Here is a 16,732-nt window from a genome sequence, read left to right as displayed (position 1 = left end):
ACTTCTTACTGTTCAGTTTGATAAGGCGGGAAATTTCCATGATGGAACTCAATCCAGACTCGTTACCGAAACTGTCTGTCACTGATAACGAAGAGCATTTCTGGCTCTTGCAGCAGCAATACCCCGAACGCGTGCTCAAGCACTTCAGCGCCTGGCGATTCGACGCCGACATTGACCTTTCACGACTCACGTCAGCGATCAGGAGCGTTATCGAAACACTCCCCGATCTGAATGCGCGCTACCTGTTCAACGACGATGGCGAAGTGCACAAAGTGCACGCCGCTGACTGGCAGTCCTGCTTTGAGCTCATGCATCTACACTCGGACGTAGAGGCCACCGAGCATTTGCGCGCGCAGCAAATCGCACCCTGGGACGCGCAAAGCCAGCCGCCATTCAAGGCGTTGATTATCCAAACCGGGCAAGACACTATCCTTGGCTTCATACTCCATCAGGTCCTCGACCAGAGTTGCCAGGAAGACCATTTGTATCACCAGGTCTTGAGCGCCTATATCGGCCACTCGGCCAGCAATACGCCTTGGTTGCACGGCTTGGCGAATGGTGAAGCGCTATCGTCACCCATCAGTGCGCCCACCGCCCAGCCTGCGGCCAACGACGACGTTGCGTCGATTATTCTTGATGAGTTTCGAGCGGCCCTGGTAGAGCCTGGCATGCAACTCACTGATGATTTCTTTGATTTCGGCGGTCATTCGCTACTGGCCACACGCATCATTGGCAAGCTGCTGAGCGGCCATGGCATTGAAGTCCAGTTCAATGATTTTTTCAGCGCGCCGTCGGCCGCCGCCTTGGCTGCACACGCCCATATCATCGAGCAAAACGATGCAACTGCTGTTGCCATGGACCGCCAGCAAGACGTACAGAGGGCACCTTTCGCGCTGGCCCAAGCCTCCCTTGGGCGGGCTTACGCAGCCTTTGAGTTCGGGACAATTTTCAACCTGCCCTTTGCCCTGGACTTCCTCGACCAGGTGGATGAAGCACTGTTCGAGCAAGCTTTCCGTGACCTGCTCAAGCGTCACGCCAGCCTGCGTTCAACCTTCCACTTCGAGGGCTCTGAGGCGTACCAGCAGATCGTGCCGTTCGAGCAGCTGTCCGAATACAAGTGGTTCTGGCCAAGCCAGGAAAGCCGGGGTGCAACGCTCAAAAGCGAAGCCACCTATCAGTTCGACCTGACCCGCGAGCTACCCCTACGGGTTCGCTTCATTTACGACCCGCAACGCCAACGCCAAACCCTGTCATTGCTGATCCACCACATGGCCATTGATGAATGGTCACTCAACGTGATGATGGAGGAACTGGCTCAGGCCTACCTCGCCCGTGCAGCAGACAAAGCACCCACCTGGTCAGCGCCTGCACCGTCATTCCATGAGTTCGCCCTACGACAACAGGCCACTGGCATCAATCAACAGCATCTCGACTACTGGACGAACATGTTGCGCGGCGCAACCCAGGGCCTGGCACTGCCCTCCCCTGACTATCAGGCCAGCGTGCCGGCCAGCGAAGTGTCGACGAACGCGCAATGGTTCGAAATCAAACCCGACCAGGCGCTCACCGATAACCTGTATGCCTTCGCCAGACGGAATAACGCTTCGCTGTTCGGTGTGGTCTATACGGCGATTGCGTTATCCCTGCATAAGCTCGGTAATTTGAAAGACCTTGTGATCGGTACGTCCGCCTCCGGCCGCACCGACCCAGGGTTTTATGAAACGGTCGGTTACTTCACCACGATGGTGGCGCATCGGGTGCAGTTCGATCCCCAGCAGGCCGTTGGCGCACTGATTGAAAACACCACTCGCCTGATCAATGATTCCATGGCTTATGCCGATATTCCGATGGAGCAGATCCAACAGGCCCTCGGCATGACGCCCGCAGACGGCCTGCTGTTCGACGTGTACATTCAAATACACGCCAACAACGCCTTGAATGGCACCCTGAGCACACCTGACGCCGGGACGATCCGCTACCGGCAGATTGACCCGGACAAGAACCAATCGATGTTCGGTACTCAGTTCGAAATCATGGAGAACACGATCGACGGCAAACGCTCGCTGCGCCTGGTCATTACTTACCGTTCGGACCGCTACAGCGCAGCACAGATGGCGCGCCTGAGCACGACCATAGATCAGGTGTTCGCGCTGTTTACCACGCCCGACGCAGCCCGCACCGCCCTTAACCATATCCACCTATAACCTGATCAGGGTCTTGGTAATGCTACCAAGACCCTCAACCCTCGGCTCTACGCTTCATGCATCCCGTATCGCTGGAACGATGACCGTTTGGGCAAGCGGTAGTAAGGCTGGCCAAGCAACTGGTTGATAATCGTTGCATTGCGAATCGCCGCAATCCCCAAGTCCGGCGAACCAACACCATGCTGGAAGATCTCCGCATTCTGCACGAAGACACGGCCCGTGCCTGCATCGCAGCGGCGTGCGGTGAAATCGTCCTGGACGATACAGTCACCATACTCATCGGTTTCAAGCACCACGCCCTTGAGCCTTTCAAACCACTGCGGCCATGTATGCCCGTAGCCTGTCGCCGCCACAATGGCATCAGCTTCAAGAGTGCCGGTCTGGTTCAATTCACGGTGCCGGTAAGCGATTTTCAGCATGCCATCAATCTCTTCCACGGCCTGCACCTCGCAATTGGATAGCAACGTCAGGCCCGGATCACTGCCGCCAATCGAGCGTTCATAGATCAGGTCGTAGATATCAGCGATGGTCGAGAAGCTAATGCCTTTGTACAGCAGCCCTTGCCCTGCAACGATGGCACGGCGTCGCTCCCTCGGAATGCTGTGGAAGTACTCCATGTAGGACGGTGTAAAACACTCCTGCCCCAGTTTCGAATACTCCATGGGATGAAAACCCGCTGAGCGTGTGATCCAGCGAATCGACGCCCCTGCTGCAATCCGCTCGGGTGTCAACTCGCTGAACAAGGCCAACACACATTCGGCCGCACTTTGGCCGGAGCCAATGACCGTGACCCGCTGGCATTTCGACAACTGTTGCTGACGCTTGCCGAACTCCGCCGAGTGCATCACCGGCGCGGTGCTCTTGACCTGTGCCCACTGGGGCAATAGAGGCGCCGTACCGACACCAATCGCCAGGTCCCGACTGTGATAATAGCGCTTGAAGCCTGACACTGATTGGCTCTCTACCAGAAACTGGCCAGCGTTGGCGTCATACGTCACATCACAGATCTCCTCGCCGAAATGGCAGGCTGGCAGCTGCTGCGACGCCCAGCGGCAGTAGTGATCGTATTCACGGCGAGGCACCTGAAAGTTTTCGTAATAGTAGAACGGGTACAGGCGATCGTGCTGATGCAGGTAGTTCAGATAACTGAGCTGATGGGTGGGATCCGCCATCGTCACCAGGTCGGCCAGAAACGGAACCTGAAGCGTTGTGCCTGGTAACAAAAGCCCTTCATGCCAGCGAAATTCCGCTTTCCGGTCAAGGAATACACCGGTCACGCCAGGATGCTTGGACAGTAACGCGGCCAAACCCAGATTAAAGGGGCCAATGCCAACGCCGGTAATATCAACACTTTGTACATCCATCATCCAATCCATCTCCCTAGGCCCAACTGTTTGGTTATTGCAGTTGACGTGCGCGCAGGCGCGCCACCGCGCTTATATCAACATCCGTTACACGCTCAGGAACCCTCAGCCATGAGCAGGCGTTCAACGTCTTGTGCATTGCGACAGCGTAGGAGCTGCCCTGGCGAAAGGCGCACCGAGAAATCCTCTTGGACCCGCGCCGAAATCGCCTTCAAATGCTGGGGCCGTAGCCCAAGGCTAATAAAGTCCACGCTGGCATTCGCCCCATCCGCCAGCGGTCGCCCCAGTACGCTCAAGTAGATATCCAATACCTTGTTGCGTGGGGTCGAGCGCCTCATCGCAGCGGGCTCACTTGCGTCATTTACCGAAGCCGTAAGCAGGCTGCGGGCCCGTTGACGATCAGGCTTGCCGTTCTGCGACAGCGGCAACGCGTCCACCCTGAGCAAACGCGTGGGCACATGGGAGTGCGGCAGGTGCTGACGGGCGAAGTTGCGGAGTTCGGTGGTGGTCGGCTCTTCGCCGCCCTGCTGACAGACATACAAAGCGCCAATGCAGACCTCGCCTTGGCGCTGCTCGCCGTAATCCACGACCAACACGTGCCTGAGCGACGGATGATTGATCAGCGCTATCTCGATATCCGGAAGCGATACCCGCACACCGCGAACTTTCACGTAGCCATTTACCCGACTGTCGAAGATCAAGGTACCGTCGCGGCGGTAACGCCCGCAGTCACCGGTCCGGAACGCCCGAACGGCTTGGCCATGTTCATCAGTGACGGTCACGAACTCGCTTTGAGCCAACTCGCCGTTTTCGAGGTACCCCAGCGCGAGATTGACGCCGGCGGTGTGAATTCGGCCAACTACGCCCGCCGGGCAATGCTCGCCTCGTGGGTCTAGGACGAAGTAGCTATTTCCGGGCAAGGGCCTTCCATAAGGAATCAGCGCACGGTCATCGTCCGTAATTTCATGCCAGATACTCCAGATGGTGGTCTCCGTCGGCCCCCCCAGGGAAATCAACCGAGATGACGGCAGCAGTTCACGCAACTCGGCGATCACGGCCGGCTTGATGTAATCACCGCCCTGAGCAATCAAACGCAGGCTCTTCAAATCATGGCTGGTGCGGCATGAAAGGAGCATTTCCAAAATAGCGGGCACAGAGCACCACAACGTCACCTGATGTTGGGCGATCAACTGGTTCCAGCGTACGGCGTCCTTTTCCTCGCCACCCCCGGTAAGCACCAGTGTTGCCCCTGCCGTCAGGCATCCGAAAACGTCGAACACCGACATGTCATGGTGAAGTGGAGTCACGGACATGAACACATCGCGCTCGGTGACAGCCCAACGTTCAAGGGTGCTGCCGACGACATTGGCGGTGGCTCGGTTGTTCAGAACCACGCATTTGGGTTTACCAGTGGTGCCCGAGGTATAAAGGTAATAGGCCGGGGCGTCGCTTAACGACAGGTCATCCAGCACGGGCATCGCCTGGGTCTGCACAGCCAAGAGTTCCGCCGGTGTAGCCGTGACTGAGCCGACAGACTCATGCTGGGCAATCACCACAAGATCGGGCTGACAGTTTTCCAGCAGGTAACGCAACCGCTCGGCCGGCGCTGAAACGTCGATGGGAACCCAGATTACGCCTGTCAGAGCACACGCCAACGTCACCATCGTATGTTCCGGGCTGCGAGGCAGGCAGATGGCGACGACTTGCCCACGTGATAATCCGCGCGCTTTCAATGCCCCGATGATGCAGCACACGCTGTGGCCGAGTTCGGCATAGCTGATTAGCCGATCACCACTGATAAGAGCAGTTTTGGTATTGCTCCGATCAAAGATGTTGGTCGCGATCCTGTCGAGAAACCCTTCGCGGCACGCTTCAGTGACCCGACTATTGAAACGGTAGTGGCCTTTTTCGATTATCGCCCTGGCATCAACGGCCAAAACCCCGCTTATCGTCGCCTGGTCGACCGCCTTTTCGATTGCGTTCAAAACGGCGCCGACAAGCTCCGGCTCCAGCACTGCGCGTGCATAGTCGATATCGAACACCAATTCGCCGTCGGCATTGGCCGAGAAGCGAATATCCATCGCCACCTGTGGCGTCTGGGTCAGACCGTCGTGCAGGCTCATCGGGCTGCCCTGCGCCGAGACTGGCCAGGAAAACCCGTTGGTGATCACCACCGGAAGCACCGGGCCGGGACCATGGGACTCGAACAGCAAACGAGCAAGGTCCACCCCTGAAAAGCTCAGGTGCTGCAACCCTTCCAGCACATCTACTTGCAGCTTGGCAGCGCGTTCGGCAAAACCATCTGGCTCGGCGCTCCAATTGATCGCGATAAAGCTCGAGCGATTCGCAAAGGCACCGACCGTTTGCGGGGCAACAGGCACCGCAACACACAAACCACCCTCATCGAGCCAGTGCGTGAGCACTTCCAGCACCAGTGCCATTAGCGTGGTGTTTTTAAACAGCCGCTGCCGCGCGCCCAACTTGCAATAGGCGCCGAACGTAGGCTTGGGGATCAGCAGGCTCTGTCGCTCGTAGCGTGAAGCGCCCACCCGATCCAGCGCAGTGATCCACGGCAGCCGCGGTGCCCCGCTGACCGCAGCAAGCTTGGCTTTCCAATAAACGGAATCTGCCTTGCGCTTACTGTCCAAATCCTCTGGCTCGGATGCCGTCTGCGGGAACGACTCCTCGCCAGTTGTGCCGTCGAACAGCTCGACCATGAGGGTGGCGATTGAGCGCCCATCGAGAATCAAGGCGTCGAGGCGTACGAAGACGCTCAACTGGCCCTCCGGAAGCTTGAAGATCGTGACGTTCCAGGGCGAACGGTCCAGCTCGAACAACGCATGCGCATACGCCTCGCGGCGCGCCTCGACGTAGTTGAGCGCCTCTTCTGGCGATAAGGTCGTAAGGTCGACTTCGTCCAGGTTCAACTGCACCTCATCGCTGACGAACTGCACGAGTTTCTGCGCGTCGATGCGTACTCTCAGGCTTTCGTGGCGCTGGACCATCTCGACCAGCCGGCTCCGCAGCAGTGCCGGATCCATAGCGCCGCGGTACTCGCGAAACTCTTGCATGGCCACACCACCCAGCGGCATCTGCGCGCTGCGCCCAAGCAAATAAGCCTGCTGTAAAGCGGTCAGTGGTTTTGCGACAACCGCTGGCTGGGAGAGTGGCTGGTCCAGAACAGCGGAGCAAGCGGCCACCTCGCGCACCATCAGCACGAAACGGTCGAAAAACTCCGACACCCAGGCGGGTGGTAACGCATCCAGACGGATATCCCAATTGATCAAGATGCCGCCGTCGGCGCAGACAACCTGCGCGTCTAGCGCAACCTGAGGCCCTTGGGAAACCACCCAGTTCATGGGGCCCAACACTCGCCGCACCCGCTCAGAAAGAAGGTCTGCGCCAGACAGATCCAGCCCGGCGGTAAACACAACAGGGGCCAGTTGCGCAGCGCCATGATGACGCGACAGGTCGCGCATCAGGTTCACCCCGGGATAAGCGCAATGCTCGAGCAAATCCACCATATTGCCTGCCAGTTGCCTGCACAGCTCGGCCAGGCTCCGGGCCGCCTCCAGATCGATATCCAGAATCAGCATGTTGGCAAAATCGCCGACGATCCGCTCAACCTCGCCCACCAGCGCAGGTCGCCAGAACGTAGGGACATTGAGGCGAAATCGCTTGTCTCCCGTTTGGGCGCCGAGGGCCGCTGCAAACACCCCCATCATCAAGGTAGACAGCGTTATTCTGCGTTCGCGGGCGAGACGCTGTAACGCCTGGCGCTCTTCTGGACCCAGCCATGTGCTGAGTCGATCGCTGTGCGGCTGGTCAGGCGGGGTTTCAAGAAAAGGTAACGTCGGCGCCGGCGCGATATCAGGCAGACGCTCGCGCCACCAGCGACGGTCCCGGTCGCGGGCCGTTTTAAGTGCGCTATCGGTGCGCGCTTTGTCATACCAGTCGAAGAACGATGGCGTGTGTGGCAGAGCGGCCTCTGGATGTTCATAGAGCTCTGCCAGGTCTTCTATCAACGTGCGAAAACTGGATGGGTCAATGGCGATCATGTCCGTATCGACATGCAGCCGAAACGCATCATTGGCCAGCAGGCTCACACAAAACCGTGCTGCGGGCCCTTGACACAGATCAAGCTGCTGATGAGTCCATTCCTCACGCTTGCAGAGCAGGCGCTGCGCAACCTCCTCTTCACTCATCCAACGTAAATCCTCCACCTCCAATAGCGGTGACTGGTCCATCGCAGCAATGGATTGAAGCCCTTCTGCATTCAGCCTGACTCGCAGCATGGGGTGCACCCGACATACCTGCTCAAGTGCCTTGCGCAGCCGCTCCAGCTCAATGCAATGGCCATCGAATTCGGCATACAGATGAGCTGAAACTTTCCCTAAAAACGCATGAGCAGTCCGCCCGATCCAACAGGCGGCTTGCATTGAAGTTAACTCTCTCATGGCTCACTCATGTGATTGACAAATCGTAATGATTAGCATCACATATTAGAAACGATAATGATTCTATTTCAAGATTTCTTTTTATCCCTAGGCCACGGAGGCTTCCCCCAAATGAGAACGGGCACCCTAAGAACGACCGAGATGGAAGAGGTGCAACTCGCAGAGGTACAACGTAGTTTTTCGTTCACATCCGGCGATCGCGAGTTAGCGGTCACCGGGATGCTGCAGAGAATTGAAACACCTGCCATTGGCGGCGATGACGCCAATAGCCTGTTCCAGCAGACAATTGCGCAAGCGCTTGATCGGGCGCGCGAAGCTGGCCAGAGCAACCCAATCATCGTTGGCGCCATCCCTTTCGACCCTGCTGAACCTTCCTGCCTCTACATTCCCGAACACGCGCAATGGCGGACCCGAGACATCCACGCGAAAACGGGTATGTCGACGCTGCCTGAGTTGATCGAACAGAAAAACATTCCGGACGAACAGGCCTTCAAACGGGCGGTGGAACACGCCGTCGTCAACTTCCGCCACAGCGACGTACGCAAGGCTGTGCTCTCGGTTCAACGCGAGCTGATATTTGCAAACGATGTGGATGTGAGTGCCCTGCAGCACAACCTGAAAACCCAGAACCCGAGCGGCTACCACTTCCGTGTGCCAATGCCTGATGGCACCACGCTGATCGGTGTCAGTCCCGAACTTCTGGTCCGCAAGGAAGGCCTGAGATTTCTGTCCAACCCGCTGGCAGGGTCAGCCAAGCGCATGGCCGATCCAGAAGCCGACCGGCGCAATGCAGACTGGTTGCTGACATCGGAAAAAGATCACTACGAACACGGGTTCGTGACCCAGGACATCGTCAGCCAACTGGGGAAACTGTGCACGCAGCTGAATGTGCCGCAACGCCCCTCCCTCATCAGCACGCCCGCGCTCTGGCACCTCTCGACCCGCATCGAAGGTACGCTGGCAGACCCGGCTGTATCGGCCTTGCAGCTTGCCTGCCGCTTGCACCCCACACCGGCTGTGTGCGGCTTCCCCACCGAGCGCGCCCGGCGCCTGATTCGCTTCGTCGAACCCTTCGAGCGCGGCCTGTTCACCGGCATGGTGGGTTGGTGCGATGCCCAGGGCAATGGCGAATGGGTCGTAACGATTCGTTGCGGCACGGTCAGGCGAAACAAGGTCCGCCTGTTCGCCGGCGCAGGCATCGTTGAAGCCTCAAGCCCCGACTCCGAATGGGCAGAAGTCCAGACCAAACTTGGCACCATGCTGCGCGCCTGCGGATTGGCCCACTAACTCGAATTTTTTCACACGTGAATACTATGACTATTGAATTTAACCACTGGCCTCTGGAAAGCGCACAGCGTTATCGGGACAAAGGCTATTGGCTCGACAAACCGCTCACCCACCTCCTTCAGGAACGCAGCCAGTCGCAACCCGACGCCCCCGCGATTATTTGCGGCGATCGCCACTTCAGCTATGCCGAGTTGGACCAATTGTCTTCCAACCTGGCCTCGCGACTGGCCGCCAGCGGGCTTGGCAACGGTGACACTGCACTGGTGCAGTTGCCCAATATCGCGGAGTTTTACATTGTCCTTTTTGCCCTGCTCAAGTCAGGAATCGCACCCCTCAACGCGCTCTACAGCCATCGCAAACTTGAACTCAAGAGTTACGCCAAACAAATCGCGCCAACGTTGTTGATTGCCTCCCGCGAACATGAAGTCTTCCGTGACGACAGCTATATCGCCGACTTCAAGGAGGTGGGTTCAAGTCCAGACATCATCTTGCTGTTGGGCGAGCAACGTCACGAAAACAACCTCGCCGACTGGATCAATACGCCGAGCGAGAGCAACGTGAACGTCTCCCCCTCGGGGCCCGGCGAGGTCGCATTGTTCCAACTGTCAGGCGGCAGCACGGGCACCCCCAAACTCATCCCCCGCACTCACAACGACTATTACTACAACGCCAGGGCAAGCGCGCAAGTATGCGAACTTACGCCACGCACGCGCTTTCTATGCGCGCTACCTGCCGCCCATAACTTCTTGCTCAGCTCCCCCGGCGCCCTCGGTGTTCTACATGCTGGCGGCTGCATCATCATGGCGCCCAGCCCGGAGCCCTTGACCTGTTTTTCGATCATCCAGCGCCAAGAAGTCAATACTGTGGCCTTGGTGCCAAGTGCAGTCGCCTTGTGGCTGCAGGCAGCGCCGGAGCATAAAGAACAACTGCAATCGCTTGAGTTCCTCCAGGTCGGTGGCGCCTGTTTTGCCGACTCGCTGGCACGCCAGGTGCCCGGCGTGCTCGGTTGTAAGCTGCAACAGGTATTCGGGATGGCCGAAGGCCTGATCAACTACACCCGGCTAAATGACTCCGACGAACAGATTTTTACTACCCAGGGCCGTCCGATCAGCCCCGACGATGAAATCAAAATCGTTGACGAACAAGGCCTCCCCGTCCCGGACGGAGAACCTGGCATGCTCGCCACACGTGGCCCTTACACTTTTTGCGGGTACTACCAAAGCCCCGAACAAAATGCCCAGGCGTTCGATAACGAGGGGTACTACTACTCCGGCGACCTCGTCCAACTCATGCCCAGCGGCGATTTGCGCGTGGTCGGCAGGGTCAAGGACCAGATCAACCGTGGCGGTGAAAAAGTCGCCTCGGAGGAAATCGAAAACCTCATCGTCCTCCATCCTGATGTGACTCACGCGGGCTTGGTGGCCATGCCCGATGACAGGCTGGGAGAAAAAAGCTGCGCGTTCGTCGTCTCACGCAACCCGAGCCTGAAGCCGCCCGCGCTCAGACGTCACCTGATGGAACTCGGCATCGCCGAATACAAACTGCCCGACCGCATCCGGTTAATCGAAACCATGCCGCTGACCCCCGTGGGCAAGATTGACAAGAAGCATCTGCGTCAGCTTCTGGCAGCGGAAACCACACGCGCCTGGTTGCAGACTCGCGTGCGGCAACTCGTCGAGGACTGTGAAGACCTGGACCCCGAGGAAAACCTGATTTTCTATGGCCTCGACTCCTTGCAAGTGATGAGACTCGCTGCCGAACTCAAGGAGCGTGGCATTGCCGTCAGCTTCGAAGAACTGGCGGATTCGCCCACGCTCAGCAGCTGGTGGTCATTGGTAGACGCGAGGCAGATAGCCGCCTGACCGGGCGGCGTCACCCAGTCGTTTTAAAAGGAGTTAGACATGACTTTATCCCCTGCCGACCAAAGCAAGCTTGAAGGCTTCTGGCAGCACTGCGTGACACATCAGTATTTCAACATTGGGTATCCCGAATCAGCCGATTTTGATTACTCCCAGCTGCACCGTTTCTTGCAGTTTTCAATTAACAACTGCGGGGACTGGAACGAGTACAGCAACTACCTGTTGAACTCGTTCGACTTTGAAAAAGACGTCATGACGTATTTCGCCGAGCTGTTCAACATTGCCCTTGAAGACAGTTGGGGTTACGTCACCAATGGCGGGACGGAAGGCAATATGTTTGGCTGCTACCTGGGACGCGAACTGTTTCCGGACGGCACCCTGTACTACTCGAAAGACACCCACTACTCCGTGGCAAAGATCGTCAAATTATTGCGGATCAAATGCCGTGCGGTCGAATCGCTGCCCAATGGCGAAATCGACTACGACGACCTGATGGCAAAAATAACCGCCGACCAGGAGCGTCACCCCATCATCTTCGCCAACATCGGCACCACGATGCGTGGAGCCGTGGATAATATCGTGACCATCCAGCAACGCCTGCAACAGGCAGGCATTGCCCGCCACGACTACTACCTGCACGCTGATGCGGCCTTGAGCGGGATGATCCTGCCCTTCGTCGATCACCCACAACCCTTCTCGTTTGCCGACGGCATCGACTCGATCTGCGTCTCCGGCCACAAGATGATCGGCTCGCCCATTCCTTGCGGAATTGTCGTGGCCAAACGCAACAACGTCGCGCGCATTTCAGTGGAAGTGGACTATATCCGCGCCCATGACAAGACCATCAGCGGCTCGCGCAACGGCCACACACCCCTGATGATGTGGGCGGCACTGCGCAGCTACTCATGGGCTGAATGGCGCCATCGAATCAAACACAGCCTGGACACGGCACAGTACGCCGTCGACCGCTTCCAGGCCTCGGGCATTGATGCCTGGCGCAACGAAAACTCCATCACCGTCGTGTTCCCTTGCCCATCAGAAAGAATTGCGACGAAATACTGCCTGGCCACCTCCGGTAATTCGGCACACCTGATCACCACACCTCATCATCACGACTGCAGCATGATCGACGCCTTGATCGACGAAGTGGTTGCCGAAGCTCAACTGAATACCCTTCGATCCAAGCGAGCATTCACTGAACAAACGGTCGTCGAGCGATTGCCCGCGGCGTCATTCAACTTGCGTACCCATTATTGAAAGAGACCAGCCTCATGCTGCCGCTAAAACCGCCACAAGCCTGCGAGAACCTCAATGACATTCGAGCGGGCATCGACTTTTTTGACCGCCAGATCCTTGACTCGCTACAAAAACGCCTGCGTTACGTAAAGGCTGCGGCGCAGTTCAAAGCCAACGAACAGGACATTCCAGCACCTGAACGCGTCGCGGCCATGCTTGAGGAGCGGCGACTATGGGCGGTAGAAGCCGAACTTGATGTCGCTTTCGTCGAGAAGCTCTACGAGCAGATTATTCACTGGAATATTCAACAGCAAATCCTGCATTGGCGGGCCACCCGACAACCAACGTACTCGGCGCAGGCCAAGTCATGACGATGGCGGGTGGATGCCTGACGACTTGAGGTCTGCGATTCACGCGGGCTGTCCTTGTTCGAGTGGTGTGTGTTCACAACTATCACCGTAGACCAAGGGCGGCCTTTTCTTCATTTTTTTGTAATCAGATCAGCCTGTTAGCTGTTAATTAAGTGCCATTCAAATCTGTCCCCTTTTTTTTTCGCCATAATGCTGATATCGAATTCTTTGCATTTGACCTTGCCCGTAATTCGATTGGCCGCAGTGTCGGGTAGAGTCACCGTAGCCCCATCTATTCTGCTCTACGCCCCCCCGGCACTACCATAGCCCGCGTTAAAAATCCGACTCGCAATTAAATAAAACACAGACACCACCTTCCTTCCCAACCAAGCTGATTGGCTTTTTACTTACGCCACCGTCAACTGAAATCTCAACCATAAGAGTTTGATCCTCAAATGAGCGTAATTCTTCAATTAATTCAGAAATGGTCTTCCCACGTGTAATCCAATCCGGCATCTCAGTTTTTTTCATTTCATTCACCAATACGTTTCATATTCACGTCAAAAGTACCCAGTCTCGTATCTTTCGAGCCAAGCGCTTTAACCGATTTAGCTGCTTTCCATGCTCCTCCGTTATGTCCGTCAAGGTCCCTAGTGATATACAAATTCCCCTGTTTGAAAACAGCCTGCCCATCATGAACTGTTTCGTTGATTTTTTTATACCCCAACGCTTCTGCAGCCTGCTTGGCCTCCTTATTTGTCCTATAGACAGGTTCGGCAAGAGGACGAGGAGAATTTGCCTCGGAATCTTTACCGCCCTTACCTTTTCGAGCAGGCATCGCCCCAAATAAAATACTGGAAAGTAGCTCACCACCGCCAATCAGATATTTGTCGCTGTCATACGTCGGATTCAGCTCGGTCCCTTCGATGATTTGAGCGACTTTCTTTCCGACGAACGCATTCGCTTTGTCTATATTCTTCGAGATCGCCTGCCCCGCCTCGGTCCCCTCAACAGCCTTCATCGCAATGAATTGAGCAACCCCTTTCGGGCCTTGAGCCGCGGCCAACACATAGGCTATGGCTTCCACACTCTCAGGATGTTTGTTTTTATAAGCCTGTATTTCCCCGAGTTGACGAATCAGACCTTGAAGTTCTTCAATCCCTGTCGGGTTGACTTCCGACGTATCCAGTACCACTGCCTGAGGGTCGGGTTTATAGGTGCTCGACTCAACAAGCTTCTGCGCGTCGCTAAGCACCTGGGGTTCGATCCCATTTAACGACGCCATACTTCTCAGGACGCTGTCGATGAATTCGGGATCCCCCATTTTTGCCATTGCCGATCGAGGACTCATACCAGAGAGAATGAGGGCTTCAAGCGTGCTTTCTGCCAAGTCTTTGCCGGCCATGGCTTCTGCACGAGCATCCATCGGACGGCCCTGCATGACTTCCACTCGATTGACTAATGCATGCAATGCCCCGGCGGCCTTGTTGAAGTTGTCCAACGCCGTTTTATCGTAATTGAGTAGCCCATCAGACCATTGCTTCAGCGTTTCTCCAGGTTTGAGCACAGCATCAATGGACGAACTACTCGCATACAAATCCGTTCGTTTTTCATCATCCTTGGTGATCTCATAGGCCTTACCCACATCCCGGTTCAACCCGGCCGTAGAGTCACCTCCCGTCTCAGCATCCTTGCGCACAACGACTTCACCTGCCCCCACCGTGGCGCGGACAATCTGTTCACGTTCTTTCTCGTAGTTCCAACCCTCAACGCTCCAACCGGTCTTACCTTCCTTGCCTTTGCCCGCCTGGCTGCTGTCTTGTACGGTGTTGCCTTTGCTTTCACTGCTCCCGGCTTTATAGGTGCCGCCTACGTTCAGGTAGTACCCATGCTCTTTGTCTTGCCCGGCGATATCGCTGAAGCCGAGGGTGCCGGTGTCCAGTTTCAGGTTGCCGTTGTCAGCGGCGATGACGGCTCCGTCGATCTGGGTATGGTTCTCTGTTCTGATATCGACGGCATTTTTGCCGGTGATACGGGTTTGCTCTTCGACCCAGTCCGTTTTGCCTGTGGTCTTGCCAAAGCCGACCGAGCCGCTGACACCCGCACCCGGGCCGATGGTGGCCGTAACGCTGATATCAAACTCTTTGCCCTTGACCTTGCCCGTATCAGCGACCGACGAAACCTTGAGGTCGCCGCCCACACGCCCCACCACTTCATCGCCTCTCAGATTTGCTCCACCGATGGTGGTGTCTTTGCCACTGGCGAAACCCAGGCGGTCGCCGGCATAGAGAAAAAAGGGGACAGATTTATTTTCCAGAGACTCATTCCTTATATCTAAAAGGACTCGTCAAACCTATAAATAAATCTGTCCCCTTTTTTACATGAGATCTTGATCTTCAAATGACTGCAACTCCTCAATCAGTTGAGAAATGGTTTTTCCACGCACTGTCCAATCAGGAACTTTATTTTTGATCACTTTAAACACCTGCACACTTGATCTTCACATACAAAGCAAAATATTTTTCAGAATTTCATTGCCGAATCTCAAATACCCCCTCAAACCTGAAAATCAGTCCGCTCACTTTTTGTTTTGCTTTTCTGGGCTGACTCAATTCGAGGCTTCAGTCACGAGGCTTACAGCTTAAAACGGAAAACTCACGAGACAGCACTTCAAACCCAGAACCTCCGTAATCTTTAAACCTAAAGTTTACGCCTTCAAGCTGGTCTGCCGAAACATTTTCCAACTCAATCTCGCTCAAGTAAAAATCGCCATTTACTTCAGGAACTTTAAAATACCTCACACCCGCAAACTTAAGGCCAACGTCACATTCAAAACGATCAAGCTTATAAAGCATGGCAAGCATTATTTCATATGTCGAAACGCTCTCTCCCTCATACTCTTGCCGAACGCTAAAACTTAATACATAATTCAAATTATAGAAATTAAATTCTGGAATGATCGATAGCTTTTCAATTCCGTTCATATCACTTCCTATGGATTGCATATCCCCCTGACAATCCGGCTGTACACCAGGCCCAGCGCCTTTTACATTTTGATTTTTCAGTGAAAAAAAATGGACAAAAAAAAGAGGACAGATTTATTTTCCGGAGACTCATTCGTTACATCTAAAAGAACTCGTCAACCCTAATAAATCTGTCCACTTTTTACTTCCCCAAGCCATGACTAAAGCGAGCATTGAAGGGCGGAGATTTTGCAATAAACAGATATAACAACACCGGCGGGATCTGTTGTTGAGTAAAGCCCATGCAAAACAATTACTCATAAACTTTCGACGCACATAAAATCCTTGCAAAGGTGCTCCAGCTAGGGCTAATAACTTTATTGTCGCCCGAGTTTTTTGCATACATATCTATTGATCTAACGCAGGCTTCCATTGCCGCTAAAAACCTTTCTAAGTCCGGATTTTCCCAGTCATTTGGATTAAGCACCAACCCCTCTCTGAACTCACCAACAAAATCCGCAAGATCTTCTTTTGTCTGTATATCTCTAACTCGCTCAAAACTCATACCGTCCTCACTTATAAATACCTCGAACACAGATAATCGAACCATTATTGGGGGTAGTCATTTTCCATCCTTCCTTAGCAACCTCTGCTGGCGTAGCCGGAACAACTTTGATTGGAACTCCCGCCTCAGACGCAGCAAGCAAACGTCTGTTGTCCAAGCTATAAACCGCCCCGTCCTTCTCAAACGAAAAAGGGGAGAGATTTATTTTCCAGAGACTCATTCGTTACATCTAAAAGGACTCGTCAAACCTATAAATAAATTTGCCCCCTTTTTTACCTTGAAGGTACTCATCATAAAGTCATTTGTGACATCTACTTTGGGAATGGGTGGCTCAATTCCCCCCAGTTCTTTTGTACCTACTCAGGAATGATTTGCAACTCACTCCACAATGGTTTCAGCCCGAGACCTTCCATATAGGTCCCATAGTCGACAAAGGCCTTAACCCCA

Annotated in this window: 10 protein-coding genes and 1 pseudogene; 5 read left to right on the top strand and 6 right to left on the bottom strand. The window is 55.2% G+C overall.

Features of this window, described 5'->3' with window-relative positions:
- Positions 1 to 38 precede the first annotated feature (38 nt).
- The gene (locus JMV15_RS07960) at positions 39 to 2,204 is read left to right on the top strand and encodes a condensation domain-containing protein (RefSeq protein WP_038450234.1); all 2,166 of its coding nucleotides are present in this window, start codon (positions 39 to 41) and stop codon (positions 2,202 to 2,204) included.
- Between the two features lie 47 nt (positions 2,205 to 2,251).
- On the opposite strand, the gene basC is transcribed toward JMV15_RS07960, so the two are convergent.
- Both basC and JMV15_RS07950 read right to left on the bottom strand, forming a co-directional pair.
- Positions 2,252 to 3,571, bottom strand: coding sequence for a putative histamine N-monooxygenase (basC, locus tag JMV15_RS07955; RefSeq protein WP_019817097.1), 1,320 nt, complete (start codon positions 3,569 to 3,571; stop codon positions 2,252 to 2,254).
- A 92-nt stretch (positions 3,572 to 3,663) separates the two neighbouring features.
- Complete coding sequence (locus tag JMV15_RS07950) at positions 3,664 to 8,025, bottom strand: amino acid adenylation domain-containing protein (protein WP_201491334.1); 4,362 nt, start codon at positions 8,023 to 8,025, stop codon at positions 3,664 to 3,666.
- Positions 8,026 to 8,166: 141 nt separating this feature from the next.
- On the opposite strand from JMV15_RS07950, the gene JMV15_RS07945 reads away from it, so the two are divergent.
- The 4 genes from JMV15_RS07945 to JMV15_RS07930 are packed head-to-tail and all read left to right on the top strand — an operon-like array spanning position 8,167 to position 12,778.
- Positions 8,167 to 9,312 carry an isochorismate synthase gene (locus JMV15_RS07945; RefSeq protein ID WP_130175480.1) on the top strand — a complete coding sequence of 382 codons (1,146 nt, stop codon included), beginning with the start codon at positions 8,167 to 8,169 and terminating at the stop codon, positions 9,310 to 9,312.
- Between the two features lie 26 nt (positions 9,313 to 9,338).
- Complete coding sequence (locus JMV15_RS07940; RefSeq protein WP_019817101.1) at positions 9,339 to 11,174, top strand: (2,3-dihydroxybenzoyl)adenylate synthase; 1,836 nt, start codon at positions 9,339 to 9,341, stop codon at positions 11,172 to 11,174.
- Between the two features lie 39 nt (positions 11,175 to 11,213).
- A complete protein-coding gene (locus tag JMV15_RS07935; protein ID WP_014718553.1) occupies positions 11,214 to 12,428 on the top strand; it encodes a histidine decarboxylase in 1,215 nt (404 codons plus the stop codon).
- A gap of 14 nt (positions 12,429 to 12,442) precedes the next feature.
- On the top strand, positions 12,443 to 12,778 hold the full coding sequence (locus JMV15_RS07930) for an isochorismate lyase (RefSeq protein ID WP_014718554.1): 336 nt from the start codon (positions 12,443 to 12,445) through the stop codon (positions 12,776 to 12,778).
- A gap of 312 nt (positions 12,779 to 13,090) precedes the next feature.
- On the opposite strand, the gene JMV15_RS07925 is transcribed toward JMV15_RS07930, so the two are convergent.
- The 4 genes and pseudogenes from JMV15_RS07925 to JMV15_RS07910 form a co-directional block, all read right to left on the bottom strand.
- Complete coding sequence (locus tag JMV15_RS07925; protein ID WP_038450240.1) at positions 13,091 to 13,288, bottom strand: hypothetical protein; 198 nt, start codon at positions 13,286 to 13,288, stop codon at positions 13,091 to 13,093.
- A gap of 1 nt (position 13,289) precedes the next feature.
- A pseudogene (locus JMV15_RS07920) lies at positions 13,290 to 15,050 on the bottom strand (toxin C-terminal domain-containing protein); the annotation flags it as partial.
- Positions 15,051 to 15,378: 328 nt separating this feature from the next.
- Positions 15,379 to 15,741 (bottom strand): hypothetical protein, encoded by a 363-nt coding sequence (locus JMV15_RS07915; RefSeq protein ID WP_038450244.1) that lies wholly within the window; start codon positions 15,739 to 15,741, stop codon positions 15,379 to 15,381.
- A 292-nt stretch (positions 15,742 to 16,033) separates the two neighbouring features.
- Positions 16,034 to 16,285, bottom strand: coding sequence for a DUF7660 family protein (locus tag JMV15_RS07910; protein ID WP_038452168.1), 252 nt, complete (start codon positions 16,283 to 16,285; stop codon positions 16,034 to 16,036).
- Between the last annotated feature and the right edge of the window lie 447 nt (positions 16,286 to 16,732).

The sequence above is a fragment of the Pseudomonas paracarnis genome, from assembly GCF_904063055.1.
GTDB classification, from domain to species: Bacteria; Pseudomonadota; Gammaproteobacteria; order Pseudomonadales; family Pseudomonadaceae; genus Aquipseudomonas; species Aquipseudomonas paracarnis.
Note: the sequence above shows the minus strand (reverse complement) of the source record. Positions and strands in the feature narration are given on the sequence as shown.

What these genes read in the sequence shown, in the direction of transcription:
- JMV15_RS07960 (WP_038450234.1), top strand. Translation starts at nt 39, where the DNA reads ATGATGGAACTCAATCCAGACTCGTTACCGAAACTGTCTGTCACTGAT.
- basC (WP_019817097.1), bottom strand. Translation starts at nt 3,571, where the DNA reads ATGATGGATGTACAAAGTGTTGATATTACCGGCGTTGGCATTGGCCCC.
- JMV15_RS07935 (WP_014718553.1), top strand. Translation starts at nt 11,214, where the DNA reads ATGACTTTATCCCCTGCCGACCAAAGCAAGCTTGAAGGCTTCTGGCAG.
- JMV15_RS07930 (WP_014718554.1), top strand. Translation starts at nt 12,443, where the DNA reads ATGCTGCCGCTAAAACCGCCACAAGCCTGCGAGAACCTCAATGACATT.
- JMV15_RS07915 (WP_038450244.1), bottom strand. Translation starts at nt 15,741, where the DNA reads ATGAACGGAATTGAAAAGCTATCGATCATTCCAGAATTTAATTTCTAT.
- JMV15_RS07945 (WP_130175480.1), top strand. Translation starts at nt 8,167, where the DNA reads ATGGAAGAGGTGCAACTCGCAGAGGTACAACGTAGTTTTTCGTTCACA.
- JMV15_RS07910 (WP_038452168.1), bottom strand. Translation starts at nt 16,285, where the DNA reads ATGAGTTTTGAGCGAGTTAGAGATATACAGACAAAAGAAGATCTTGCG.
- JMV15_RS07950 (WP_201491334.1), bottom strand. Translation starts at nt 8,025, where the DNA reads ATGAGAGAGTTAACTTCAATGCAAGCCGCCTGTTGGATCGGGCGGACT.
- JMV15_RS07940 (WP_019817101.1), top strand. Translation starts at nt 9,339, where the DNA reads ATGACTATTGAATTTAACCACTGGCCTCTGGAAAGCGCACAGCGTTAT.
- JMV15_RS07925 (WP_038450240.1), bottom strand. Translation starts at nt 13,288, where the DNA reads ATGAAAAAAACTGAGATGCCGGATTGGATTACACGTGGGAAGACCATT.